Below are 24,078 nucleotides of genomic sequence, written 5' to 3'. Positions count from 1 at the left end.
ACGGGGGGCGAGAGCAGACGTCCTGGGTCTCGTCCGGACTCGGGTCCGTCGTCAAGAAGACAAGAGCAGTGACCTCTTCGGTGTGAACTCACGGCAGGCCGGTCGGATCAGGCGTCGTAGGAGGTCATCCGGCCTGGTGGCGCTCGTCCCGGTCGGGTGCGGATGGCACGGTTACTGTACTTCGCTGCTGTACTTCCGGCGGCTGCCTGGTCCAGCCGATGAAGCGGCGGTGCAGGGTGCCGGCGGGTGCCCAGGGCATGTCCTCGGCGGCCTGGATGAGGTAGGCCCCGAGGTAGAGGGCCAGCGACACCGGCGCGTCCGCGTACTCCGCGCGCAGTTCCCGCCGCCGGGTCGGACACGGCCACGGCAGGTCGCAGCCGCCGCAGCTCCAGATCGGCATGACCGGGCCGTGGGTGGTCATCGCGCACCGCCCAGAAATCGGACGACGCTCGCGTGAGCCACCCGGCAACAGACACACAAGACGGCGATCCCTCGAACATGCGCCGCGAGGATCACCCACTCCAATCCGCCGCTCATTGCTCACCCGCCTGCGGCCAGTGCCCGCGATTGATCGGTATTCGGTGCCGGGCACGGCACGGCAGGTCGGCTCCACACTGACAGATGCGCCGCCAGTGCTGCCAGGACCACACTGGCCGATGTCGGCGGGCGAGGGTCAGCGCGACGGCTAGGACGTACTCGTCGTAGGAGACCCGATTGACCGGCCCGTTGCGTGCCCGGCCCATGAGCGTTCCTCTCGGCCATGTCGAAGGGAGCACTGCCACCTCCTTGTGCCGCAGCTACTTGAAGACGTGGATGCCCGAGCGCGGGGGAATGCGCCGGACATCCACGTCGGCGAGGACGGCCCAACAGCGCCAACCGAGGGAATCGACCTCCCCGCCAACCTCCCATGGGTAGCGTTGGGTAGTCAAGGGCTGACGTAGGTGGTCTACTCGTGTTGCCAACCGAGGAGAACCACGTGCCACCGCGTTACCGCTACGAGCAGATCGCCGACGACCTCGCTGAACGCATCGCATCCGGCGAGTTCCCACCGGGCTCCAAGCTGCCCAGCCGACGAGAGCTGATCGAGCACTACGAGGTCACCGAGCCGGTGATCGACCGCGCCATGCAGGTACTACGGATCAAGGGAATGACCGAGACACTGCCAGGCGTGGGCGTCTTCGTCGCCGAGTAGGCACTTTCACAGCCAGCCGACTCGACCCGGCCCCCTCGCTTGTAAGTTCTGGGCGCTCCATCCGGGCGCGTCCGCGCACGTCTCTGACGTCGGGCGTTGATCCGCAGCCCTCCGCCGCTGGCCCTCCACTTCTGGCCCTGTTGCTGTCACCGTTGCTGTCGACAGCAACAAGGCCATCGCCGCTTGGCGGTGGTCGCCAATCGACACAGGTCCACGGAGGTCCGGCCACGGACGTTCCGGTCATCACCAGTTGGTCGCTCATCCCGGTGGTCCCTGTCCCCTAACCTGTCAAGCATGACGGCGACAAGCGTGGCGGCGTGGCTGGGACTTGCGGTTAGCATCCTCAGTCTCTGGCTTGGCGTGGTTCGTACTTGGTTAAAGGATCGAGCGGCCACTCCCCGGGTCCAGCTCGATCTAATTCTCGCTCAGTTGAAGTCAGGTCCCACTAACGAAGTTCGGCTCCTAGTCACGAACCAGGGGCCAGCCATCATGAAGCAGGTTGACGTTCAGGTGTTCGACGAAGACGGAAACTCTCTGGAGCTGACCGAGCCCGACATCTCTGCCTTGTGGCCAAAGATGCCGGTGGGGGAGTTGCACCCCAACCAGTCTCTGTATCTGACGTTCAATCGTTCGCTCTCGACACGGGACGCTCGGCAGGCGCTCGTGAGATGGCATGATCGACGCCGCAGCCAGCAGTCATCCATGATCCCACTCTCCTACAACCGGATCTGACGCTGGTCAAACACTGTCAGCTTGGGAATCGGATTGATCTGCACCTTGAGTAGCCGTGCCGGCTGGTAGATGAGCACCTAGCGTTCAGGTGGCGTGCGTCGGAGTTGCCGTTGAGTACCGGTGTTGACTGCTGGATCGGGCACGCATCGGGCATGCCGACCGACTCGGTGAAGGCCAGTCGCCGGCGATGGACTTGTCGACGTTGCTTAGGCCGGCAAGGACTTGATGGCCCGGGCTAGCTCGTTGAGATTTTCGATTACGACGTCTGCGGTCGTCAGCGATTCAGGGGCGTGGGTACCGGCAAGAGCTACGACAGTGGCCCCTGCGGCTTTGCCTGCGGCGACTCCGGCAGGGGAATCCTCGACGACAACGCACGACATTGCGTCAACGCCCAATTGACTCGCCGCTAGCAGGTATCCCTCCGGGTGTGGCTTCCCTTGGCTTACGTCATCGGCGGCCACGAAGACGGTCGGGATTTTTAGTCCAGCACCACGCATCCGTGCGGTCATGAGCGCTCGGGACCCGGAGGTGACGACCGCCCATCGGTCCTCGGTAACACTGTTCAGGACAGAAGCGGCCCCGTGGATGGGCTCCACTAGGTCGGCGTGGAGAAGCTCAAGGTCAGCTATTTCCCTCACGACCGACGCTACAAGATCGGGCGAAAAGAATTCTGGAACGACATCTTCGTCACGCCGGCCGTGGCAGACCTTCAAGATGGGCTCGGCATCGACCCCGTAGCGGGATGCAACTTCCCGCCAGATGGTGGTGACCGCCTGAGTCGAGTCCACCAACGTCCCGTCGATATCAAACAGGACAGGCCGATCCATACCGATTCCCCCTGCTTTCAGCTTTTGCGGTACCTCCCGAGTCACGACCCTACCGGCTGTTTAGCCAGGAGTGGCCGGCTCTGCCACCGGCGCACCGCCTTGCCCGACGGCGACTGAGAGCGGCGCGATGAGGTCGTGGTGGGGATGCGGCGCGCGTATCACGGGCAGGCCCCCGCCTGCCGGCAACGCCGGCCCGAGGGGTCGCAGAGGCTCCGAGGTCAAGGGCGGCCCGCAGGGCCGTCGCGCAGCGATGCGAAGCACCCTTGAGGTCGGAGGGGCGACCCCGCATCCTCCGCGCCGCATCCCCACCACGGCCGGCGGTGACTCGCCCCACGGCGCGGCGGTGCGACGGCCGCCGCGCCCCGGCCGGCTGCCGGCCCACGGACAGCAATCACACTCGTCGCTATCGTCTGCGGCGGCCCCGGGCTTCCCGCTGTCCGCGCCAGCCGCCGGGCGTAGGCGTGTCGGCCGCGTGCGACAGCTAAGCGGCCGGCGCGCGCCCAGGCGGCGGCGCGTGCGGCCCGTTGCGGGCCGCCTTGATAGACGTACAGAAAGTCCTCCCACCCCGGCCGGTAGCCGGTCCGACCCCGCTCGGCACCGGGGTTCACGACGGGTTGACGGGTCGGTACCCGGTGCTACTCTGGCGGTCGTCGAGCACGCCAGTGTGGCCTTCCTGCCGGATCGCTGGGCTCGACCACCGAGTTACTGAGCGGCCGTCCTGCCGCTGATGCGGCCAGTCCCGCCGGTTCTCGATCACGCTGGCCGCGATGTCGGCCCCGGAATCCGCTGAGTGGCCCAGCACGGTCTTCCCGCCGTCACGATGGCCCGGATTCGCATTCCCTCGACGGGTGGGGTTCGCCTGCGGCAACCAGCCGGATGCCGACCTCCAGGCACCCCACCCGTCCCGGCCTCACCCAGCACGGCAACCGGAAGGACCTCACTTCAACGGCGGTCACACCGCCCTCCGGCGTCAGCCGCCCTCCACGGCGGTGCCAGGAGACACCACGAACACCACCGACGGACAGCGTTCCGGCGATCGGTGGCGTTTCGTCGCCTGTCCCTGCCACTCGCCCTGAGGAGAGACCGTGTCCACCCTGCACCGTCCCGGCGTCGCCGCCGGTCGTACCGCCCAGGCCCTGCACCGGGCCGCCACCCCCGACTATTTCGGCTGGTTGGAGCACACCCGGACCGCCGGGGGTTGCGCCCGTCCGGTCCGGCTGACCGGCACCATGACCGCCGTCGACCGGGACACCGGGCGGGTCCTGGGCGAGCAGCACACCGACGCGCTGCCCGATCGGGTGCTCTACAAGGCGTGCGGCAACCGGCGGGCCGCCCAGTGCCCAGACTGCTCCTGGGTCTACGCCGGTGACGCCTTCCAAGTCGTCCGCTGTGGCCTGACCGGCGGCAAGACCGTGCCTGCCTCGGTGGCTCGGCACCCGGTCGTCTTCGCCACCTTCACCGCGCCGTCGTTCGGCGCGGTCCACCACCGGCACGTACCCCGGCACACCTGTGCCGACCGGCGGCGCTGCGACTGCCGACCGGCCCCCTGCCACGCCCGCCGTGACGCTGCCACCTGCCCGCACGGGCGGCCCGGGGCCTGCTTCGTCCGTCACGACTCCGCCGATCCGCAGCTCGGTCGGCCGCTCTGCCTGGACTGCTACGACCACGATCACCAGGTCGTCTGGAACGTCTTCGCCGGTGAGCTGTGGCGACGCACCAAGCAGGCCGTCGAGCGACACCTTGCCGCCCTCTGCCGCCGACGGGGCATCCCGAGGGTCGAGGTCGTCACCGACTCGGGCCGGGTTCGGCGGGTGCCGCCGGTGCGGGTGTCGCACGGGAAGGTCGCCGAGATGCAGCGCCGGGGCGCGGTGCACTTCCATGTCCTGCTGCGTCTCGACGGGGTCGACCCCGGTGACCGGCACGCCCTGGTCCCGCCGCCGGTCGGGATCACCGTGGACGACCTCGACGCCGCCGTGCACGCCGCCGCCCGGCAGATCGTCTTCGCCACTCCGCCGCATCCCGACCGGCCGCAGGGTTGGGCGATCGCCTGGGGTGAGCAGGTCGACGTGCGCCGCATCGGCACCGGCGACGGGGACGTGACCGACGCCAGGGTGGCCGCCTACCTTGCCAAGTACGCCACCAAGGCCACCGAGGTCACCGGCCACTGCTCCACCCGACTCACCCCGGGCACCGTCGACGCCTACGCCGATCCGGAGGGTGACCACCTGGCCCGGCTCATCGACGCCTGCTGGCGACTCGGCCGCCCCACCCGGCACCACACCAGCGACACCGACGCCCATGCCGAGGACCGTCAAGGCGACCTTGACACCACACCCGATGCCTACGGCGGGCTGCGACGGTGGGCGCACATGCTCGGCTACGGCGGGCACTTCCTCACCAAGGCCCGCCGGTACTCGGTCACCTTCGGGCTGCTCCGCGACACCCGCGCCACCTACCGCCGCGCCGATGACGGCTCCGTCACCGTCGGCACCCTGGCCTTCATCGGCTCCGGATGGCTCACCGACGGCGACGCGCTGCTCGCCAACACCGCCGCCGCCCAGCACCGCGAACGCCGCCGCGTCGGCCGGGAGGAACTCGCCCACGAGACGTGGTCGGGGGTGGCGGCGTGACCCGACCCCTCACCCCACGCTGGTACTCCCCCGCCGAGGTCGCCGTCCTGCTCGGCTTCGGCATCTCCAAGGTCAAGATGAAGATCGCCACCGGTGAGCTGCGCTCCATCAAGGACGGCAAGTACCGCCGCATCCTGCCCGAGTGGGTCGACGACTACATCCGCGACCAGATCGACCGGCAGGAGGCCGCCTGATGCCCGCCCGTGCCCGCGCCAACGGCGAAGGCTCGATCTTCCCGTACCGCAACGGCTTCGCCGCGTACGTCTGGGTCACCAAGCCGGACGGGAAACGCACCCGCAAGTACGTCTACGGCAAGACCCGCGACGCCGTCCACGACAAGTGGATCAAACTGCACCAGCAGGCCAAGGCCGGACCGGTGGCGACCAGTGTCCCGACCGTGGGCAGCTTCCTCGCCTACTGGCTGACCGAGATCATCGAGCCGAACCGGGCGCCGCTCACCTACGCCACCTACGAGACGTTCGTCCGCCGGTACCTCTCCCCCGGCCTCGGCACCAAGCGGCTCGACCGGCTCCAGGCGCGCGACGTGCAGACCTGGCTCAACCAGGTGGCCCGCACCTGCCAGTGCTGCGCCCAGGGCAAGGACGCCGCCCGCCGTCAGGAGAAGCGGCGCTGCTGCGCGGTCGGCCGGTGCTGCCAGGCGGTCCCGTCGACGCGCACGGTCAGCGACATCCGGGCCGCACTGCGCGCCGCCCTCACCCACGCCCAGGCCGAGGACCTCATCACCAGGAATCCGGCCGTGCCGGTCACCCTGGCCACCGTCCGCCGTCGACGGGGCAAGTCCTGGTCCAGCGACGAGGCACGCCGCTTCCTCGAATCCGCCCGCGCCGACACCGATCCGCTCTACGCCGCGTACGCCCTGGTCCTCGTCACCGGTCTGCGCAAAGGCGAAGCCCTCGGCCTCACCTGGGCCGACGTCGACCTCGACGCCGGGGAACTGACCATCGGCCGCCAACTGCAACGCGTACGCGGAAAGCTCCTGCACCGCGACACCAAGACCCAGGCATCCGACGCCACCCTGCCCCTGCCCGACATCTGCCTGGCCGCACTCCGACTGCGCAGACACCAACGCGACGAGGCGCGCGCGACGGCCGGTAAGGCGTGGCACGACAACGACCTGGTCTTCACCACCCGCTACGGCACGCCCATCGAGCCGCGCAACTTCCAGCGCTCCTGGCAGACCCGCTGCGACAAGGCCGAAACGAAGCCGATCACCGTCCACGACGCGCGGCGCACCTGCGCCACCCTCCTGGCCGACCTCGACGTCCACACAGGGGTCGCCATGCAGATCCTCCGGCACGCCCGCTGCTCCGTAACGATGGAGATCTACACGCAGGCTTCGTCGCAGGCGACGAGAGACGCCCTCAAACGCCTCGGCGAATCCCTGACGCAATGACGAACTGCTGTACAAAGCTGCTGTACGGGCAGCAGAAAGGCCACCTCCCGGAGCCGGGAAGTGGCCTGAGCTGCGTGGGCGATACTGGGATCGAACCAGTGACCTCTTCGGTGTGAACGAAGCGCTCTCCCGCTGAGCTAATCGCCCTCAGCGCGCATGACTCTACCCGATCAGGCGCGCGGACTGCGAACCCGGGGTCAGTGCGTCGCGAGGTAGTGCAACACCTGGGCGATCACGTCGATGCCGAGGCTGTACTTGATCGACATCAGGGCGACGGTGCCGACGAAGACCAGGCCGACCGAGCCGATCACGATGCGTACGAAGAGTGACTGTCGCTTCACCCAGGCTGTCCAGCCGTGGACGTGGCGGCGGGTGAAGGCGAGCAGGCGCTTGGCCCAGTGGAACTCCACAGCCCAGATGCCGAGGCCGGCGATCACCAGCAGCCAGCCGGGGCCGGGCAGTGGGATGAGCACGATGCCGATGGCGACCACGAGGGCGCCGAGCACTCCGAAGATAATCTTGAGTGCGATTCGGCCGGTGGGATTGCTCCGGACCAGTGCGAGGGTGGTGGATATGCGCTGCCGCCACGGAGGTGGCGAGCGCCGCTCGACCACGGCGACACCACCCCTCTTTTGCTTCACACCCCCGGCCATCTCCCCACGATGCCCCTTCCCGATTGATCTATCCCGGCTTCCGGCCTGAGAGACCCGGCCGTTTCGTACCCGGACCGCCGCTCCGCCACGCCGACCTGTCCGACCGTGATCGATCACTGACCGACCGTGCCGGCTCCTCCGCTTCTTCGACACCCGCACCCCCGCTGTTCGGCTGTGTGGACCGCGACGTTCGACGGGCGTCCGGTGGTCGCGACATCCACTGAGGATGTCGTCCGCGACCATTTCACGCCCCAGTGTCGCGCGGGCCCGTCACTGCAACCGCCGACTGGACGTTACCGGAGTAAGTCGACGACTCAACAAACCCGATGCCGGGCAGGATGATCCCACTGGGCAGAATCGGAAATCCTACATGAATTTTCACATTCACGAGGCCCTTCCGGACCCCTTCCCACCACTGGGTGAAGTCAGCGCATGGCGGAGCGTAGCCAGGAGTAGCGGCTGAGTATGGGAAAAGCGGGACACGCGCGTTCCGCAGCGGTGCCGGGGGGAGAACGTTCATGAGTGTCATCCGACCGACGACCGTAGAGGTCGAGACGTCGCTAAGGCTCGTCGCACCTGACGCTACCGCCTTGCCGGTGCGCGCCAGTCTGCGCTACGACCCTGCTGACCCGTATGCGGTCCACGTCCTGTTCCATGCCGAATCGGCTGGTGGCGAGGCGGTGAGCTGGTCCTTCGCCCGCGAACTGCTGGTCACGGGACTGGACGAGCCGGCGGGCATCGGGGACGTACGGGTCTGGCCCTGGGCCACCCCGCGCGGCGATTTCGTCGCGCTGGCGCTGTCGTCGCCGGACGGCAACGCCCTGTTCGAGGTGCCGCGCAGCGTGCTGGTGCGCTTCCTGCGGCGGACCTACGTCGTCGTCCCGCGCGGCCGTGAGGCCGAGCACCTGGACGTCGACACCGCAGTGAACCGGCTGCTCGCCGGTCGCTGACAGACGCAAGTCGGGCCGCGCGAATCTGCCGAGTTCGCGCGGCCCTCGTCTATCCCCACCCGACGCCCCCGGGCGCAGGACGCCAGCAGCGGAGCTGGAGGCGTCAGCCGTGGGTGGTGATGCCGCCGTCGACGGGGATGACCGCGCCGGTCAGGTAGGCACCGGCCCGTGACGCGAGGTAGATCGCGGTACCGGCCATGTCCTCGGGTCGGCCGATGCGGCCCAGCGGCACGTGGGACTCGATGGCGGCCCGGGATTCGGGGTCTTCGAGCGCGAAGGCCATCATCTTGCTCTCGAAGGGCCCGGGGGCGATCGCGTTGACGGTGATCTGCTCACCGGCCAGTTGGTGGGCCAGGCTGCGGGTCAGCATGTGCACCGCCGCCTTGGTCGCCGAGTACGCGTACACCTCCATGAGCGGCACCCGGATGCCGTCGATCGAGCCGATGTTGATCACGCGTGCCGGGTCGTCGGGGGTGGCCGCCGCGCGCAGGGTCGGCAGCAGTGCGGTGGTCAGCCGGAAGACGGCCTTGACGTTCACCGCCCACAGCTTGTCGAACGCGCTCTCCGGGTAGCTCTCCAACGGCGCGCCCCAGGTGGCCCCGGCGTTGTTGACCAGGACGTCGAGTTTGTCGACCCGGTCCTGGACGGCGGCGGCCAGCTGCTGCGCCCCCTCGTCCCGGCCCAGGTCGGCGGGGATCGCCTCGCAGCGTCCGTGCGCGGCCAACTCCTTGGCCACGGCCTCGCAGACCTCGGCCTTGCGGGACGAGATGATGACGTGCGCCCCGGCGGCGACGAACCCCCGGGCGATCATCAGGCCGATGCCCCGCGAGCCACCGGTGACCAGGACGGTCTTGCCGTCGACGGAGAACAGATCCTTCATGCCATCCCCTTGCGGTGTCCGGCTGGGGGCAGCCGGTGTCGGGGGCCGCCGCCACGGACCGCTCGGGGCGCCACGACGACCAGATCACTACCGATCAGTAACCTAATCGTCCCGCCGCATCCGGAACAACCCCGCCGGAACAACCCGCCCGAGAACCCGCCCGGGAACCCTGCCGGAGCAAACCGACATCCGTCCTGGAGCGATGCCCGCCAGCCCACGATCGGGGGGTGGCGAGAGATGCACTCCGGCCGGGCTCGGGCTAACGTCGCAGGTAATGGTCCCTTCCGGTCACCGCACCACGGCACCAACCAATGCTGCCGTCAGCCCGATCGATATCGATACAACCACCCTCGGTGATCTGGCACTCGACCCAGGGTGGCGGCGACCGGTCCTGGTGGACCGTGAGTTGATCGTCCTGACCACCAGTGGTCACGGGCTCGCCGAGGTTGACTTTCGTGCCCTGCCGTGTCGTCCCGGCACGCTGCTGCGCATTCGTCCCGGTCAGGTGCTGCGTTGTGCGCTGCCCCAGTTGGACGCGACCGTGGTCCGCTGGCACCCGGATGCCCTGCACGGGCTCGACCTCGACGCCGACCACATGCCCGGTTGGGTGCAGTTGGCCGGCGAGGACGAGGACGCGATCATCAACGAGGTCAGCCAGCTGACCGTGGACGCCAGCCGACACCGGGACACCCAGGCCGCCCGCAGCCTGTTGCGCCATCAACTGAGCGTGCTGCTGCTGCGGTTGAGCATGCTGCCGTCCGGCACCACGCGGTCGGCTCGCCCGGAGGAGGAGACCTTCCGGCGGCTGTGCCGCGAGGTGGAGCGCGGCTACCAGGCCACCCGCCGGGTCGAGGACTACGCCGATCGGCTGGGCTGTTCGGTGCGTACCCTCACCCGGGCCTGCCTGGCGGTCACCGGGCACAGCGCCAAGCAGGTGGTGGACGAGCGGGTCGCGCTCCAGGCCAGCCGGTTGCTGGCGGCCACCGACGAGCCGATCGCCCGGATCGGCCGGCAGCTCGGCTTCACCGAGCCGACCAACTTCGGCCGGTTCTTCACCCGCGAGGTCGGCATGAGCCCGGGCGCGTTCCGGGCCGCCCGCGAGCGGCCAGCGCCGGCACCGATGGTGCGCCCGCGTCTGCCGGTGGACGCGCGCTTCGACGTCCGTCGGGCGTGACAGCGCCACGGCGAGCAGTCCGCCAGGGCGGTTAGGCCCAACGCGTGCGGCCGGGCCGCCGGGCATTGGGCATGATGGCGGGGTGCAGATCTCCGCGCGTGGCGACTACGCGGTACGGGCGGCACTGAGCCTCGCCGCCGCGTACCCGTCGCTGCTGTCCACTCAGACCATCTCCGCGGAGCAGGACATGCCCCGCAAGTTCCTCGAGGCCGTCCTCGCCGACCTGCGCCGGGCCGGCATCATCCGGGCTCAGCGGGGCGCGGAGGGCGGTTACGCCCTGGCCCGACCGCCCCGGGAGGTGACCGTCGGCGCGGTGCTGCGTGCGGCAGAGGGCCCGCTGGCCGGCGTCCGTGGCATGCGACCGGAGGAGACACAGTACGAAGGGGCCGCCGCGAACCTGCCGCAGTTCTGGGTCGCGGTCCGTGCCGCCCTGCGCCGGGTGGTCGACGAGGTGAGCCTGGCCGACCTGGTGGACGGCCGGCTCCCCGCCCATGTGCGGCGCCTGACCACGCTGCCGGACGCCTGGGAGCCCCGCTGAGCCGGTGCCCATTCCGGCCGGTCAGAGCACCTGGACCACCTCGTCGGTCGACAGGCGCGGCAACCGCTGCGGCGGTTCCTCGGGGCCGGGTCGGCCGAGGTTCATCAACAGGAGCACCTCGTGCCGACCGTCGGGGAAGAACTCACGCCGCACACCGTCGGTGTCGAACCCGGCCATCGGGCCTGCGGCCAACCCGGCGGCGCGGACCCCGACCAGCAGGTAGCCGATCTGGAGGGTGGCGTTCAACCGCGCCTGCGCGGCACGGTCCACCGGATCCGCGAGCCACTCCCGGGCCTGCGGGCGGTGCGGGAACAGCTCCGGCAGCCGCTGGTGGAAATCCACGTCGGCGGCGAGCACCGCGGTCAGTGGCGCGGCGACGGTCTTGGCCCGGTTGCCCTCCGACAGGTACGGCACCAGGCGCGCCCGGGCCGCCGCCGAGCGCAGCAGCAGCATCCGCAGGGGTTGGCCGTTGAACGCGGTCGGGCCGTACCGCACCAGATCGTGGATCGCCGCGATCTGGGCGTCGGTGACCGGTTCGTCGGCGAAGGTGTTGGCTGTCCGGGCCGCCCGGAACAGCAGGTCCTGACCGGCCCGGTCCAGCGTGAACAGGTCGACTGCGGTGGTCACGCGGTCACCGTACCCAGCGTGGTGGTGAAGCCGCCACGGTGGTGGATCAGCGGCGCACCGTCCACTCCTTCACCGAGGGCGAGCGGCTCGGCGATCACCACACTGTGGTCGCCGGCCGGCACCCGGTGCGTCACCCGGCAGAGCAGCCGGGCCAGCACCCCGCTCAGCAGCGGCACGCCGAACGGGCCGGAGGTCCACCCCGGGTACGCGGCGAACCGGTCGATGCCGCTGGTGGCGAAGACCCGGGCGGCCTCGGTCTGGTTGGCCGCGAGCAGGTGCACCGCTACGTGCTCGGCGCGGGCCAGCACCGGCCAACTCGACGAGGAGACGTCGAGGCAGAACGACACCAGCGGCGGGTCGAGCGACACCGACGTGAACGACGTGGCGGTGAATCCGGCCCGCAGCGGCTCACCGAGGTCGCCGAGGCAGGCCGGGCGGGTGCCCCGGGCCACGGCGGTCACCACGGTGACGGTGCTGGCCTGCTGGCGCAGCAGCGTACGGAACAGGTCCGGGTCCACCGGCCGCAACTGCTCGGCGTGGGGCTGGGCCACGGTGGTCATGCCGTCACCAACTCACGTTCGGCGTACCGGCTGGCCGGCCGGGGCAGGCCGTAGTGCTCGCGCAGTGTCCGGCCGGTGTACTCGTGCCGGAACAGGCCACGGGCGCGCAGCAGTGGCACCACGTGGTCGACGAACGCCTCCAGCCCGCTGGGCAGCAGCGGTGGCATCACGTTGAAGCCGTCGGCCGCCCCCTCGGTGAACCACAGCTCGATCTCGTCGGCGATCTGTTCCGGGGTGCCCGCCACCACCCGGTGTCCTCGGCCGCCGCCGAGCCGACCGATCAGTTGACGCACGGTCAGTTTCTCCCTTCTGGCCAGGTCGACCACGAGCTGGTAGCGACTCTGGTGGGCCTGGACTGCGGACGCGTCGGGCAGGTCGGGCAGCGGCCCGTCCAGCGGCAGGCCGCTGAGGTCGACGCCGGTCATCGCGGAGAGCTGGGCGATGGCGTGCTCGGGCACGATCAACGCCTCCAGTTCGTCGGCCAGCGCCCGCGCCTCCGCCTCCGTGCCGCCGATGACCGGTGCGATCCCGGGCAGCACCTTGACCAGGTCGGCGTCCCGACCGGCGGCGGTCGTGGCCTGCTTGAGTCGGGCGTAGAACGCCTGCCCGTCGGCGAGGGTCTGCTGCGCGGTGAAGACGGCCTCGGCGTACCGGGCGGCGAAGGCGATCCCGTCGGCGGAGGAGCCGGCCTGGACCAGCAGGGGCCGGCCCTGCGGCGGTCGTGGGGTGTTCAACGGCCCGCGTACGGCGAACGTCTCCCCGGTGTGGGCGATCTCGTGCACCCGGTCGGTGTCGGCGAAGACGCCCGCCGCGGCGTCCAGCACGAGAGCGTCGTCCTCCCAGCTGTCCCAGAGCTTGATCGCCACGTCGACGAACTCGGCGGCCCGCCGGTACCGGTCGGCGTGTGCCGGGTGCTCGGCGAGGCTGAAGTTCCACGCCTCCCGGGGCTGGGCCGAGGTGACGATGTTCCAACCGGCCCGTCCCCCGCTGAGGTGGTCCAGCGAGGCGAACTTGCGGGCGACGTTGAACGGCTCGTTGTAGGTGGTGGACACGGTGGCGATCAGACCGATGTGGTCGGTCGCGGTCGCCAGCGCGGCGAGCAGGGTCAGCGGCTCGAAGACGGCTTGGATGTTGTGCCGCACGTTCGGCCCGACGGCGAGACCGTCGGCGAGGAAGACGGAGTCGAGGGTGCCACGCTCGGCGGTCCGGGCCAGCTCGACGAAGTGGCGTACGTCGGCCACCCGCTGCGGTTCGGTGCGGGGGTGCCGCCAGGCGGCCTCGTGGTGGCCGACTCCCATCAGGAAGGCGTTGAGGTGCAGGGTTCGGGGCATGAGAGGTCCTTTCCGACGTGAGGTCGGCTCAGGCCGTGACGTCGACTCGCCAGGTGGAGAAGCGACGTTCCCCGGCGACGAGGAGCTGGTTGACCAGTAGGCCGATGGCGGAGATCGTGATGATCCCGGAGTACATGTCGGTGATGGCGAAGTTGTACTGCGCGTAGTTGATGAGGTAGCCGAGGCCGGCTTTGGCGCCGACCATCTCGGCGGCGACGAGCACCAGGATCGAGTAGGCGCCGGCCAGCCGGACACCGGTGAAGATGGTCGGCACCGCCGCCGGCAGGATCACCTTCTGGAACAGTCGCAGGTGGTTCAGGCCCATCGAACGGGCCGAACGCACCAGCAGCGGGTCCACGCCCTTCACCCCGGCGATGGTGTTCAGCAGGATTGGCCACGAGCAGGCGTAGAGCACCAGGGCGATCTTCGACGTCTCCCCCAGGCCGAGGATGAGCACGAAGACCGGCAACAGTGCCAGGGCCGCCGTGTTGCGGAACACCTCGAGCAACGGGCTGAGCAGGTCCGCCAGCGGCCGGTACCAGCCGATGAGCAGGCCGAGCGGGATGGCCAGGACGACGGCCAGCGCGAGCCCGGCCACCGACCGGGTCAGGCTGGCCGCGACGTGTTCGGCGAGTTGACCGTTGCGCAGCAGCTCGAACCAGGTCACCAGCACCTCCGACAGCGGTGGCAGGAACACCCGGTCCACGAGCCCGGCCCGGGGCGCGAGTTCCCAGACGGCGGCCAGGGCCAGCACCGCGACGCTGCGGTGGGCGAGTCGGCCCGCGTACCCCAGCAGCCGGCCCGGCCAGCCGGGGTTCGCGGGCGCGGCGGTGACCGGAGCCGCCAGTCGGGTGGGTCGTTCGGCGAGGTCAACCAACGGGGGCCTCCTGTCGTCGGAGCGTCGGGCGCTCGGCGGCCTGCGCCGCGCGTACCTCGTCGCGCAGCAGGGTCCAGATCTGGTGGCGGTGGTGCCGAAAGGCGTCGGAGGAGCGGACGTCCTCGGCCGCGTCCCGGTCGCCCAGTTCCACGTCGATGACCTCCTTGATCCGACCGGGGCGGGAGGTCATCACGGCGACCCGTTGGCCCAGGTACACCGCCTCGTCGATGGCGTGGGTGATGAAGATGACGGTCTTGCCGGTGCGCTCCCAGATCCGGACGAGTTCGTCCTGAAGCGAGTCGCGGGTCTGCGCGTCGAGGGCGGCGAAGGGCTCGTCCATCAGCAGGATGTCCGGGTCGTAGGCGAGGCTGCGGGCGATGGCCACCCGCTGTTTCATGCCACCGGAGAGCTGGTGCGGGTAGTGGCCGGCGAAGGCGCCGAGCCCGACCAGGTCCAGGTGCCGTGCGACGAGGTCGGCCCGGTCGGCGGCGGGCACCCCCTTGGCCTCCAGCCCGAACGCGACGTTGCCCGCAGCGGTGCGCCACGGCAGGAGGGCGTACTGCTGGAAGACGATGCCCCGGTCGAGGCCGGGGCCGGTCACCGGTCGGCCGTCGACCAGCACCTGCCCGGCGGTCGGTTTGGAGAGCCCGCCGACCAGGTCGAGCAGGGTGGACTTGCCGCATCCGCTGGGGCCCACGACGACCAGGAACTCCCCGGGGCGTACGCCGAGGGTGAGCCGGTCCAGCGCGGTGACCGCGGTGGTACGCCGGCCGGTGCGGGTCTCGAAGGTCTTGCTCACCCGGTCGAAGCGGACCTTGTCCCCGCTCACGGCGCACCGCCGGCGGACGCGTAGGGGTTGAACTCGTTGGTGTAGATGTCTCCCGGGCTGGGTTTCGCGCCGTCGAGTTCACCCTCGTCGGCCAGCCAGTCGATCCAGGTGGCGAACTCCTGCTCGGCGATGACCCCGCCGGTGCCGGCGACTCCGGTGCTCTTCCAGTACGCCACCAGCGAGGTGTCCTCGTTTCGGCCGCGCCGGTCGATGATGGACGTCAGCCGGGCCAGCACCGTTTCCCGGGGTTCGGTGCGGGCCCACTCGATGGCCTTGCCGACGCCGGTCACGAAGGTCCGTACCGTCTGCGGGTTACGTCGGATGAAGTCGTCCCGGAAGACGTACGCTCCGGCGCTGAACGCCCCGAGCAGTTCGTAGTCGGTGAAGACCGTCCGGATCCCACCGGCCGCGACGGCCTTGTCGCGGATCACGCCACCGAGGACGGCCACGTCGATCTGCTTCTGGCGCAGCGACTGTTCGGTGTTGACCGGAGGTAGGGCGACGAGCTCGACCTGTGCGATCTCCCGGTCGTCGAGTCCACCCCGGGCGAGCCAGGTCTTCAGCACCGCCTCGGCGTGGGCACCGAGGGTGTTCATGCCGACCCGTTTGCCGATCAGGTCCCGGGGGCCGTGGATCGGGCTGTCGTCGAGCACGTAGTAGCCCTGGAAGGTTTCCGCGTCGGAGCCGTAGTAGCTGACGACGGCGGTGATCGGGGCGTTCGCGGCGGCGAGTTTGACGATCGCGCCGTTGAACGCGCCACCGAAGTCGCTCTGCCCGGTGGCGGTGGCCTGGATGTCCTGCGGGCCGCCGGTGACGTTGCCGATCCAGGTGAGTTTGACGTCACCGAGGTAGCCGAGGTCGGCGGCGAGTTCGGGCAGGGTCACCTGCCCGACGGAGCCCTGGTAGCGCAGTTCCTTGGTCTGCTCGGTGCCACCGTCGGCGCCGCAGGCGACGGTGGTGGCCAGGAGGGCCAACGCGGTGACGGCGGCGAGGGTGCGACGGGGTGGGGACATGAGGGTCTCCTGATCTGTCCACGTTGCGGTGGTGCGAGTCCCGGGCGGGGGTCGGCGACGCCACGGCGCTGGGCGGTGGCCCGGGGGATGACTGCTGTGTCGGGTGAGGGAGAAAGCGGTGCGACTCGGCGTCAGCTCAACAGAGCGCGCTCGCGTGCCGGACGAGGTCGACGTGCACACGAGCGGTGAGGAGAAGCTCGGCCCGCTGTGACATGAGGCCATGCTGCCCGCCGCCGATCAGCCTGGTCAATGGCCTTCCACTTGATGGGATCCACTCGCGTTACGCCTTGAGAGGCGATCTACAGCAGGGATGTTGCTAGAACAAGACCCACCTGTTAGATGGGATATGCATCCCGTCACTCGGGCCGGGCTTCCACTGTGCAGCGATCGGGTTTCACGAATCGACGTTCCGGGCACATTCCTGCCCGCACGGGAAGTCTCGAAGGGAGCCCACAATGGGTGTGATGTTGCGCAAGCGCAAGAAGTTCGGGCCGCTGATCCTGCACTTCACGCAGAACGGCTTCTCGTCCTGGAGCATCAAGCTCGGTCGCTGGTCCTGGAACTCGCGGGCCAGGTCGCACCGCGTCGACCTGCCGGGGCCGCTGCACTGGAAGCAGGACAAGTCCTGATCCCCACCCACCGCACAGATCAGCGGGGCGTCGGCACTCCCGGCGCCCCGGCACCATGTCCGGGGTGTTCACCTCGCAGTGGTCCCCGATCACGCCGACGACCAGGCGACCCACGCCCGATGGTCAGGGCCCCGGCCGCACCGCGCTGACCACCACGTCCCCGCCGAGCCGACCGTCCTGCGGGCTACGGGTCACCTGGCCGGCGGCGAGCAGGTCGGACAACGCCCGGGTCGCGTCCACCGCCCGGTAGGCGGTCCGCGTCACCGCGTACCGGCGCAGTTCGGTGACCGTACGCGGACCCTGCCGGGTCAGTTCCTCCAGCAGCGCCCGGCCCAGCGGCGCCGACTCCCCCGGCGCGGCGGGTGACAGCGGATCACCGTACGGGTCGCGGAACCGCGCCCCACTCTCCCAGAGGTTCTCCTTCATCTCCTCCAGGCTGCGGTCCGATCCGGTGCCGAAGCCGATCCGTCGGTCGGCGTCGATCAGCTCGACCTCGGTGGCCAGCGCGAATCCGGCGTCGACCAGCGCCTCCCGCAGGGGTGTCGCCGACCCGGCGACCACCAGGGCCTCGGCGGTCCGGCCGACCGCAGCGGCGGTCAGCGCCACCGGATCATCCGTCTCCAGGTAGGACAGCACCGGCCCGCCCAGGGCACCTGCCGCGCGCAGAGCCACCGGCAGTCGGGCCGGCGGGCCGGGCATCAGGTGTACGGCGACCTCGGCCGGCAGTTCGGCCTCGGCGGCACCGAGTCGGGCGGGCAGTTCCTCCGTCCCGTCGGCGAGCACCAGGACGGTGAGTCGGCAGCCGGGCATCCGCGCCGCGTACCCGCCGGCCACCCGTACGGTCTGCTCGGCCAGCTGCGGGTCGCTGCCGTCGTACCCCAGGGCGACGGTGGCCCGGCGGGCGCGGCGCAGCGCGGCCGGCACCCACCGGTCCAGGTGTCGGAGGAACGAGGCGGGCCCTACGGCGTCAGTCGGCATCCTGTCGTTCTACCGCAACCGGTCACGCCGACCGGCCCGGACGGTACTTCAGCGCGTGGTCGAGGCAGCGCGGCCTCCTCGAGAACGCGCTCAGACCGGGATCGACACGCCGACACCGCCTCGGGTGTCCCCGCCGTAGCGCTCGATCTCGGCAGCCAGGTCGAGCCGCCCGATCCTGGTCCGGGCGGCGAGGGCGTTGTCGTCGAGCCGGTCGGCGGGGACCAGCCAGACCACCTCGAACTCCAGCCCGTCCGGGTCCTGGCCGTAGAGGCTTTTCGTGGTGCCGTGGTCGGAGGTGCCGACCAGCGCCCCCGCCCCGGTCAGCCGGCGGGCGGTGGCGGCCAGCTCGTCGAGGGTGTCCACCTCCCAGGCCAGGTGGTAGAGGCCGACGGTCTGCCGACCGGCGGTCGACCGACCGGCGGAGGCACCGATCTCGAAGAGGCCGAGGTCGTGGTCGTTGGTGGAGCCGGGCGCCTGGAGGAAGGCGGCTCGGAAGCCTTCCGGGGTCATCGACACCCGGCGGAAGCCGAGCACGTCGCGGTAGAACGCGACGCTGCGGTCGAGGTCACTGACGTACAGGACGGCGTGGTTGAGACGGTGGATTCCCATGGGCCAAGCGTAGCCCGGTTTAGTTGAGCGTTCAACTAAACCGCTATGATGCTGGTCATGACCCGCTGGCTGACCACGGACGAACAGCGCACCTGGCGGGCGTTCCTGACCGCCTCCCGAGCGCTGATGGACACCCTCGACCGCGAGCTGCAACGTGACGCCGGCATCCCGCACGCCTACTACGAGATCCTGGTACGCCTCTCCGAGGCACCCGACCGTCGCCTGCGGATGAGCGAGTTGGCCGAGGCCAGCGGCTCCTCACGCAGCCGCCTCTCGCACGCGGTGGCCCGGTTGGAGGCGACCGGCTGGGTGCGTCGCGAGGACTGCCCCACCGACCGGCGCGGCCAGATCGCCCAGCTCACCGAAGAGGGTTTCGCGAAGCTGGCCGCCGCCGCGCCCGGCCATGTCGAGGGCGTACGCCGGCACCTGTTCGACGCGCTCAGCCCGGCTCAGGTGGAGCAGTTACGCCAGATCAGCGAGGTGCTGGCCGAACGACTGAACCGAGCCTGACCAGATCCTGACCGAACCACTCCGGCGCGGGTCTTGTACTAAACGTCGTCGAATGAGCACGATGGGGCGTGCCTTCCGGCTTCGGTGAACTGACTGATCAGGCGCACGACCTGGTCTCCGCCGGCGATCTCGCCGGTGCCCAACGGCTACTCGCCGACGCGCTGACCGGCGCCGACCCGCGCCCGGCCAACGCCACGTCCGAGTTGGCCGAGGCGGCCAGCCTGCACGCCCGGGTGCTGTTCGCACTCGGCGAGCCGCACTCGGCGCGGGGCTGGGCCGCCTACGCGTACGCCGCCAGCTCCCGGCTCTACGGCCGCTCCGATCCGCGTACGGTGGCCGCCGCGGCCACCTTGGCGGCGGTGCTGCACCGGGTGGGCAGTTGGTCGCGGGCGGCACGGCTGTACCAGGAAGTGATCATCGAGCTGACCGCGTCCGACGGACCGGAGTCGCAGCGGGTGCTCGCCGTGCACGCCGATCTGGCCACCGTGGAGTACGCCCGAGGCCAGTGTCAGGTCGCCCGCGACCGGCTCCAGGACACCTGGGAGCTGCACCGCGAGGTCTACGGTGACGGGCACCCCAGCGGAATCAAGATGCTGGCCCGACTCGGCTCGATGCAGCGTGACTGCGGTCAGTTCGCCGAGGCGCAGGACAACCTGGCCCTGGCCCGTGAACTGGCCCGCCAGCACCTGTCTCCGGACGATCCGCTGGCCGCCCAGGTGACGGCGCTGGCTCGGGCGGCGGCCAACCCCGATCACGTCTGCGCCGACAACCCACCGGTCAGCACGCAGGACCCGGTCGTACCGTCCGCCCGTACCCCGTCGACCGGCACCACCCCACCCGCGCCGTCCTGGCCGCACCCGCGCGTGCCCGACGACGACCCGACGGCCACGCCCCCGCCCGCTGTGACGGACCTGCCCGACGCATCGGCCGGGACACCCGATCCCGCGACCGGGGCGGATCCGACCCCCTGGGCCGACACCGGCGCGAGCGCCACCCCCGCCTGGCCCGAGACCGCCGCCACCGGCCCTTCGGCCGGCTGGCCGGAGGCGGCCACGGCCGGTACGCAAGCGGCAGCGTCGGAGTGGACGACCCCCGAGACGGGAGCGGCCACGCCACCGCCGGACGGTTGGCCCCCGGCGTGGGCCACGGCAGCGGAGGAACCGCCACGCGGCGAGCCGTCCTGGGCGGCGGAGCCGCAGCAGGACGATCAGCCGTGGTCCTCGTCCCACCCGACCGACCCGCAGGAGCATCCGGCCGAGGGCTACCACCCGAGCCACGGGTATCCCGCCGACTCGTCGGCGGCCGGGGGCACGTCGCCGGTACCCACGCCTCGACAGCCGGTCGACGGCCCGGCCGGACCGCCCGAGGACTGGTGGGCCGGGCCGGCGGCCGAGCAGCCCGCGCCGGACCCGCAGCCCGAGGTGCCACCGGCAGCCGGTGCCGCCGTACCGCCGACCGTGATCGGCCTGACCGGCACGCCACAGGCACCCGGGGTGTACCGGCTGCGCCGGGTCGAGCCGGAACGGCCCGGTCCGCCGTCGCCCCTGCTGCCGGTGCCGGTACGCCGTACCGCCGCACCACCGACCGCCCAGCCGAACCGGCTGGTGCTGATCGTCGCGGCCGGTGTCGCCGTGGTGCTGCTCGGCGCGGCGGCCGTCATCGCCGGGGTGTCCCGGGTGGGCGGCGGCGATCCGACGCCCCCGACGGCGAGCGGCGGCCCGAGCGCACCAGCGGCCTCCGCCACCACCGGCGATGCTCCTCCCCCGTCGCCCGGCGCGGCGCCGACCGGGCTGTCGCTGCGCGACAACCGGGACAGCGTGACGTTGCGGTGGACGTACCCGGCCGGGGCGGAGGGACCGGTGATCGTCTCGGGTGGTCGGAACGGCCAGCCGCAGAACCCCTTCGCGGATCTGCCGGCCGGCAGCGACAGCTTCGTGGTGTACGGCCTCAACCGCAGCCTCGACTACTGCTTCACGGTCGCGGTCGCGTGGTCCGCCGACACCATCGCCCGCTCCGACGAGGTCTGCACCAAGCGGCGCTGACCGTCGAACACGCGCTATCTTTGGCAGTTCAGGCATGAAAAAAGAACGGCTCGAAAGCCGTCCTGAATGCGAATTCTAGCTAAATGGGAGACGGATTGTCAAGGCACTCCGGCGGTTCGCCGTCCGACGACGAGATCGGCCGCGAGCAGGAGTACGTCTCGATGCTCTACCAGCGCCTCGACGACCTGCGTGACCAGGCACAGATTCGGTTGACCGAGCAGTTGCGGGCGACCGGTGGCACGTTGCAGGCCCGGTCACAGCGCGACAGCTCGGTACGCATGTACGCCGAGCAGGTCGAGCAGTTCTCGGCGGTGGAGAATGGTCTCTGCTTCGGCCGCCTGGACACCGACAGTGGCGAACGCCATTACATCGGTCGGATCGGCATCTTCGACAGTGACGGTGATTACGAGCCGTTGCTGATGGACTGGCGTGCCCCGGCCGCCCGCGCCTTCTACCTCGCCACCGCCGCCAACCCGCAGGGCATCCGGCGGCGTCGGCACCTGCGTACCCGGCAGCGGAAGGTGGTCGGCCTCAACGACGAGGTGCTCGACCTGGCCACCGCCTCGCCCACCGCCCACGAGGAGCTGACCGGGGAGGCGTCCCTGCTGGCCGCGCTCAACGCCGGACGGACCGGCCGGATGCGCGACATCGTGGAGACCATCCAGGCCGAGCAGGACCGGATCATCCGGGCCGACCTTCCGGGCGTGCTGGTGGTGCAGGGCGGGCCGGGCACCGGCAAGACCGCGGTGGCGCTGCACCGCGCCGCGTACCTGCTCTACACCCACCGACGGGAGCTGTCGACCCGTGGTGTGCTGCTGGTCGGCCCGAACGTGACGTTCCTGCGCTACATCTCGCAGGTGTTGCCCGCGCTGGCCGAGACGGGCGTGCTGCTGCGGACCCAGGGCGACCTCTTCCCGGGGGTGAGCGCCCGCCGGACCGAGCCCGCCACCACCGCCGCCCTGAAGGGCCGCCTGGCGATGGTGGAGGTGCTGACCAACGCCGTACGCGACCGGCAGCGGGTCCCCGACGAGCCGGTGGAGATCGAACTGCCGCAGCAGGAGGTCCTCACCCTCGACCCGGCGACCGTGTACGCGGCACGCGACCGGGCCCGGCGCAGCGGTCGGCCGCACAATCTGGCCCGCGCCGTCTTCGACATCGAGGTCGTCCACGCGCTGGCCGACCAGGTGGCCGACCGGATCGGCGCCGACCCGCTGGGCGGGGAGAACCTGCTCGACGAGGCCGACCGCGCCGAGATCCGCCGCGAACTGCGCGAGGAACCGCAGGTCCGGGCGGTACTGGACGAGTTGTGGCCGGTGCTCACGCCCCAGCGCCTGCTCGCCGACCTGTACGCCGCACCCGAGCGCATCGCCACCGCCGCGCCGATGCTCAGCGACGACGAGCGGGCCGCGCTGCACCGCGAGCCGGGCGGCTGGACTGCGGCCGACGTGCCCCTGCTGGACGAGGCGGCGGAGCTACTCGGTGAGGACGACCGGGCCGCCGCCGCCCGCCGGGAGCGGATCCGCGCCATGCAACGCGAGTACGCGGAGGGCGTGCTGGAGATCGCCCGGGGTTCGCGGTCGATCGACGTGGAGGACGAGGCCGAGGGCGGCGAGATCCTCGGCGTGACCGACCTGCTCGACGCCGACCGGCTGCTGGAACGGCAGGAGGAGGCGGACCGGCTCACCACCGCGCAACGCGCGGCGGCCGACCGTGGTTGGGCCTTCGGGCATGTGATCGTCGACGAGGCGCAGGAGTTGTCGCCGATGGCCTGGCGGCTGCTGATGCGCCGCTGCCCGAGCCGGTCGATGACCATCGTGGGTGACGTGGCGCAGACCGGAGCGCTGGCCGGCACACCGTCCTGGGCGGAGGCGCTGGCACCGTACGTGGCGGATCGGTGGCGGCTGACCGAGCTGACCGTCAGTTACCGCACCCCGGCCGAGATCATGGAGGTCGCCGCCGACGTGCTGGCCGAGATCGATCCGGCGCTACGGCCGCCCCGCGCCGTACGCTCCAGCGGTTTCCCGCCGCAGCAGCGCACGGTGCCGGCCGAGTCCCTCGCCCCGGAGCTGGTGGCGGTGACCACGGCCGAGGCGGCGCGGCTGACCGACGGGCGGCTCGGGGTGATCGTCCCGGCCGGTCGGGTCGACGATCTCGGTGCCGCGCTGACCGGGGCCCTGCCCGAGGCGGCCGTCGGTGAGCAGCCGGAGCTGGAGAGCCGGGTGGTGGTGCTGACCGTCGCGGAGGCCAAGGGCCTGGAGTTCGACTCCGTCGTGGTGGTCGACCCCGACCGCATCATCGCGGAGTCCCCCCGAGGCCGCAGCGACCTCTACGTGGCCCTCACCCGAGCCACCCAACGCCTGACCACCCTCACCCCCACCCCTTGATCCACGTTGATCAAGAAGTTTTGGACACTTTGATCTCTCGATCCTGACCAAAACTTCTTGATCAACTGGGTGGGGCGGGTGGGGGTTGGGCCACCTTGCCGGGGTGGCGTTCGGGGTCGCGCGGCACCCGGCGGGAACTCGCCGGACCGGCGGTGCCGCCGGTCGTGGTGATCGCGCCCTGACCGCGGGTCGGGCCGCCGTCGCGCAGCACGGTCGGGTCGATCGGCACGTCGGCCGGGTCGTCCGGATCCTCCCGCTGCAACTCACTCTCCACATCGGTCGGCGGTACGGTCACCTCGTCGAGCGCGCCTTCGCCGTACACGCCGCCGGCGATCCGCTCCTCGGCTCGACGGGCGGCGTCGCGTCGCATCTCGTCCTCACGCACGATCCATCACCTCGCAAGAAGGTCGGTCTCGCTGCGTGCCCGGTGACCAGCACGGCAAACCCGCGCACCGGGCCGCCCGGCACCGTCCGTACCCCCGCCGGGGCCCGATCGGACATCCGGGCCAGCAGGCCCGGTGCGGCACGTACGTGGCCGGTCGGGACATCGACACCCAGACGGGCCTGGTTCGCGACGCACATGACCCGGGTCCCGCCCGCTGGGTGTCGATGTCGCCTCCCGCGTTACCGCCGGAGGTCTCGGCACTGCGGGCCACGCCGACTCGCGGCCCTGGGCTGCGCCCAGTCCCGGGCGGTTTG

General features: G+C 70.7%; 25 protein-coding genes, 1 tRNA gene and 2 pseudogenes. 12 read left to right on the top strand and 16 right to left on the bottom strand.

Translation table 11 applies throughout. The annotated features are described in order from the left end of the window. Positions 1-124: 124 nt before the first annotated feature. Both ACLQ2S_RS05775 and ACLQ2S_RS05770 read right to left on the bottom strand, forming a co-directional pair. Positions 125-421 (bottom strand): hypothetical protein, encoded by a 297-nt coding sequence (locus tag ACLQ2S_RS05775; protein WP_425701262.1) that lies wholly within the window; start codon positions 419-421, stop codon positions 125-127. Continuing rightward, positions 418-762, bottom strand: a pseudogene (locus tag ACLQ2S_RS05770) (hypothetical protein). Before ACLQ2S_RS05770 ends, ACLQ2S_RS05775 begins: the two are co-directional and overlap by 4 nt. A gap of 214 nt (positions 763-976) precedes the next feature. Here ACLQ2S_RS05770 and ACLQ2S_RS05765 point away from each other — a divergent pair. Both ACLQ2S_RS05765 and ACLQ2S_RS05760 read left to right on the top strand, forming a co-directional pair. Next, positions 977-1,192 carry a winged helix-turn-helix domain-containing protein gene (locus ACLQ2S_RS05765; protein WP_254876763.1) on the top strand — a complete coding sequence of 72 codons (216 nt, stop codon included), beginning with the start codon at positions 977-979 and terminating at the stop codon, positions 1,190-1,192. A gap of 294 nt (positions 1,193-1,486) precedes the next feature. Next, positions 1,487-1,924 (top strand): hypothetical protein, encoded by a 438-nt coding sequence (locus tag ACLQ2S_RS05760; protein WP_425701261.1) that lies wholly within the window; start codon positions 1,487-1,489, stop codon positions 1,922-1,924. A gap of 206 nt (positions 1,925-2,130) precedes the next feature. Here the strand turns inward: ACLQ2S_RS05760 and ACLQ2S_RS05755 are convergent, their stop codons facing one another. Beyond that, positions 2,131-2,751, bottom strand: a complete 621-nt coding sequence (locus ACLQ2S_RS05755) for an HAD-IA family hydrolase (RefSeq protein ID WP_425701260.1) — start codon at positions 2,749-2,751, stop codon at positions 2,131-2,133. A 1,085-nt stretch (positions 2,752-3,836) separates the two neighbouring features. Between ACLQ2S_RS05755 and ACLQ2S_RS05750 the strand changes: the two genes are divergently transcribed. From ACLQ2S_RS05750 to ACLQ2S_RS05740, 3 genes are read left to right on the top strand one after another with little or no spacing between them, the layout of a single operon-like run. Continuing rightward, a complete protein-coding gene (locus ACLQ2S_RS05750; RefSeq protein WP_425701259.1) occupies positions 3,837-5,381 on the top strand; it encodes a replication initiator in 1,545 nt (514 codons plus the stop codon). Next, complete coding sequence (locus ACLQ2S_RS05745) at positions 5,378-5,575, top strand: excisionase family DNA-binding protein (protein ID WP_233220221.1); 198 nt, start codon at positions 5,378-5,380, stop codon at positions 5,573-5,575. Before ACLQ2S_RS05750 ends, ACLQ2S_RS05745 begins: the two co-directional genes overlap by 4 nt. Next, entirely contained in the window at positions 5,575-6,795 is a 1,221-nt protein-coding gene (locus tag ACLQ2S_RS05740; protein WP_425701258.1) for a tyrosine-type recombinase/integrase, read from the top strand. The genes ACLQ2S_RS05745 and ACLQ2S_RS05740 overlap by 1 nt, the downstream gene beginning before the upstream one ends. A gap of 75 nt (positions 6,796-6,870) precedes the next feature. On the opposite strand, the gene ACLQ2S_RS05735 is transcribed toward ACLQ2S_RS05740, so the two are convergent. After that, a tRNA-Val gene (locus tag ACLQ2S_RS05735) sits at positions 6,871-6,942 on the bottom strand. A 50-nt stretch (positions 6,943-6,992) separates the two neighbouring features. After that, positions 6,993-7,448: a TIGR02611 family protein gene (locus ACLQ2S_RS05730; RefSeq protein ID WP_425701257.1), complete on the bottom strand. Its 456-nt coding sequence runs from the start codon at positions 7,446-7,448 to the stop codon at positions 6,993-6,995. 518 nt (positions 7,449-7,966) lie between these two features. Here ACLQ2S_RS05730 and ACLQ2S_RS05725 point away from each other — a divergent pair. Then, entirely contained in the window at positions 7,967-8,398 is a 432-nt protein-coding gene (locus ACLQ2S_RS05725; protein WP_007457244.1) for an SsgA family sporulation/cell division regulator, read from the top strand. A 103-nt stretch (positions 8,399-8,501) separates the two neighbouring features. On the opposite strand, the gene ACLQ2S_RS05720 is transcribed toward ACLQ2S_RS05725, so the two are convergent. After that, positions 8,502-9,278, bottom strand: coding sequence for a glucose 1-dehydrogenase (locus tag ACLQ2S_RS05720; protein ID WP_425701256.1), 777 nt, complete (start codon positions 9,276-9,278; stop codon positions 8,502-8,504). A gap of 274 nt (positions 9,279-9,552) precedes the next feature. Here ACLQ2S_RS05720 and ACLQ2S_RS05715 point away from each other — a divergent pair, with 274 nt between their 5' ends. Further along, positions 9,553-10,452, top strand: coding sequence for a helix-turn-helix transcriptional regulator (locus tag ACLQ2S_RS05715; RefSeq protein ID WP_155215462.1), 900 nt, complete (start codon positions 9,553-9,555; stop codon positions 10,450-10,452). Between the two features lie 82 nt (positions 10,453-10,534). After that, entirely contained in the window at positions 10,535-10,990 is a 456-nt protein-coding gene (locus ACLQ2S_RS05710; RefSeq protein WP_309222780.1) for an RrF2 family transcriptional regulator, read from the top strand. A 21-nt stretch (positions 10,991-11,011) separates the two neighbouring features. Here ACLQ2S_RS05710 and ACLQ2S_RS05705 read toward each other — a convergent pair whose 3' ends face one another. From ACLQ2S_RS05705 to ACLQ2S_RS05675, 7 genes are all read right to left on the bottom strand, one after another. After that, entirely contained in the window at positions 11,012-11,617 is a 606-nt protein-coding gene (locus ACLQ2S_RS05705; protein WP_309222781.1) for a malonic semialdehyde reductase, read from the bottom strand. After that, positions 11,614-12,177: a flavin reductase family protein gene (locus ACLQ2S_RS05700; protein ID WP_155215463.1), complete on the bottom strand. Its 564-nt coding sequence runs from the start codon at positions 12,175-12,177 to the stop codon at positions 11,614-11,616. Before ACLQ2S_RS05700 ends, ACLQ2S_RS05705 begins: the two co-directional genes overlap by 4 nt. Next, positions 12,174-13,508: an LLM class flavin-dependent oxidoreductase gene (locus ACLQ2S_RS05695; protein WP_155215464.1), complete on the bottom strand. Its 1,335-nt coding sequence runs from the start codon at positions 13,506-13,508 to the stop codon at positions 12,174-12,176. The genes ACLQ2S_RS05700 and ACLQ2S_RS05695 overlap by 4 nt, the downstream gene beginning before the upstream one ends. 28 nt (positions 13,509-13,536) lie before the next feature. Next, entirely contained in the window at positions 13,537-14,385 is an 849-nt protein-coding gene (locus tag ACLQ2S_RS05690) for an ABC transporter permease (protein WP_155215465.1), read from the bottom strand. Beyond that, positions 14,378-15,214 (bottom strand): ABC transporter ATP-binding protein, encoded by an 837-nt coding sequence (locus ACLQ2S_RS05685; protein ID WP_309222782.1) that lies wholly within the window; start codon positions 15,212-15,214, stop codon positions 14,378-14,380. The genes ACLQ2S_RS05690 and ACLQ2S_RS05685 overlap by 8 nt, the downstream gene beginning before the upstream one ends. Next, the gene (locus tag ACLQ2S_RS05680; protein WP_155215466.1) at positions 15,211-16,227 is read right to left on the bottom strand and encodes an ABC transporter substrate-binding protein; all 1,017 of its coding nucleotides are present in this window, start codon (positions 16,225-16,227) and stop codon (positions 15,211-15,213) included. The genes ACLQ2S_RS05685 and ACLQ2S_RS05680 overlap by 4 nt, the downstream gene beginning before the upstream one ends. 136 nt (positions 16,228-16,363) lie before the next feature. Further along, entirely contained in the window at positions 16,364-16,441 is a 78-nt protein-coding gene (locus ACLQ2S_RS05675) for a putative leader peptide (protein ID WP_373306315.1), read from the bottom strand. A gap of 241 nt (positions 16,442-16,682) precedes the next feature. Between ACLQ2S_RS05675 and ACLQ2S_RS05670 the strand changes: the two genes are divergently transcribed. Next, on the top strand, positions 16,683-16,856 hold the full coding sequence (locus ACLQ2S_RS05670; RefSeq protein WP_155215467.1) for a DUF4236 domain-containing protein: 174 nt from the start codon (positions 16,683-16,685) through the stop codon (positions 16,854-16,856). Between the two features lie 123 nt (positions 16,857-16,979). Here the strand turns inward: ACLQ2S_RS05670 and ACLQ2S_RS05665 are convergent, their stop codons facing one another. Together ACLQ2S_RS05665 and ACLQ2S_RS05660 are read right to left on the bottom strand one after the other, a co-directional pair. Further along, entirely contained in the window at positions 16,980-17,834 is an 855-nt protein-coding gene (locus ACLQ2S_RS05665; protein ID WP_155215468.1) for a hypothetical protein, read from the bottom strand. A 90-nt stretch (positions 17,835-17,924) separates the two neighbouring features. Next, the gene (locus tag ACLQ2S_RS05660; protein WP_155215469.1) at positions 17,925-18,443 is read right to left on the bottom strand and encodes a VOC family protein; all 519 of its coding nucleotides are present in this window, start codon (positions 18,441-18,443) and stop codon (positions 17,925-17,927) included. 48 nt (positions 18,444-18,491) lie between these two features. Here ACLQ2S_RS05660 and ACLQ2S_RS05655 point away from each other — a divergent pair, with 48 nt between their 5' ends. The 3 genes from ACLQ2S_RS05655 to ACLQ2S_RS05645 all read left to right on the top strand — a co-directional run bounded on the left by ACLQ2S_RS05655 (position 18,492) and on the right by ACLQ2S_RS05645 (position 23,379). Further along, the gene (locus ACLQ2S_RS05655) at positions 18,492-18,953 is read left to right on the top strand and encodes a MarR family winged helix-turn-helix transcriptional regulator (RefSeq protein ID WP_425701255.1); all 462 of its coding nucleotides are present in this window, start codon (positions 18,492-18,494) and stop codon (positions 18,951-18,953) included. A 68-nt stretch (positions 18,954-19,021) separates the two neighbouring features. Beyond that, positions 19,022-20,995 (top strand): tetratricopeptide repeat protein, encoded by a 1,974-nt coding sequence (locus tag ACLQ2S_RS05650; protein ID WP_425701254.1) that lies wholly within the window; start codon positions 19,022-19,024, stop codon positions 20,993-20,995. 83 nt (positions 20,996-21,078) lie between these two features. Then, positions 21,079-23,379, top strand: coding sequence for a HelD family protein (locus ACLQ2S_RS05645; RefSeq protein WP_425701253.1), 2,301 nt, complete (start codon positions 21,079-21,081; stop codon positions 23,377-23,379). Between the two features lie 88 nt (positions 23,380-23,467). Here ACLQ2S_RS05645 and ACLQ2S_RS05640 read toward each other — a convergent pair. After that, positions 23,468-23,749, bottom strand: a pseudogene (locus tag ACLQ2S_RS05640) (hypothetical protein); the annotation flags it as partial. Positions 23,750-24,078 lie beyond the last annotated feature (329 nt).

The organism is Micromonospora sp. DT48, from assembly GCF_049844495.1.
Lineage (GTDB): Bacteria > Actinomycetota > Actinomycetes > Mycobacteriales > Micromonosporaceae > Micromonospora.
Note: the sequence above shows the minus strand (reverse complement) of the source record. Positions and strands in the feature narration are given on the sequence as shown.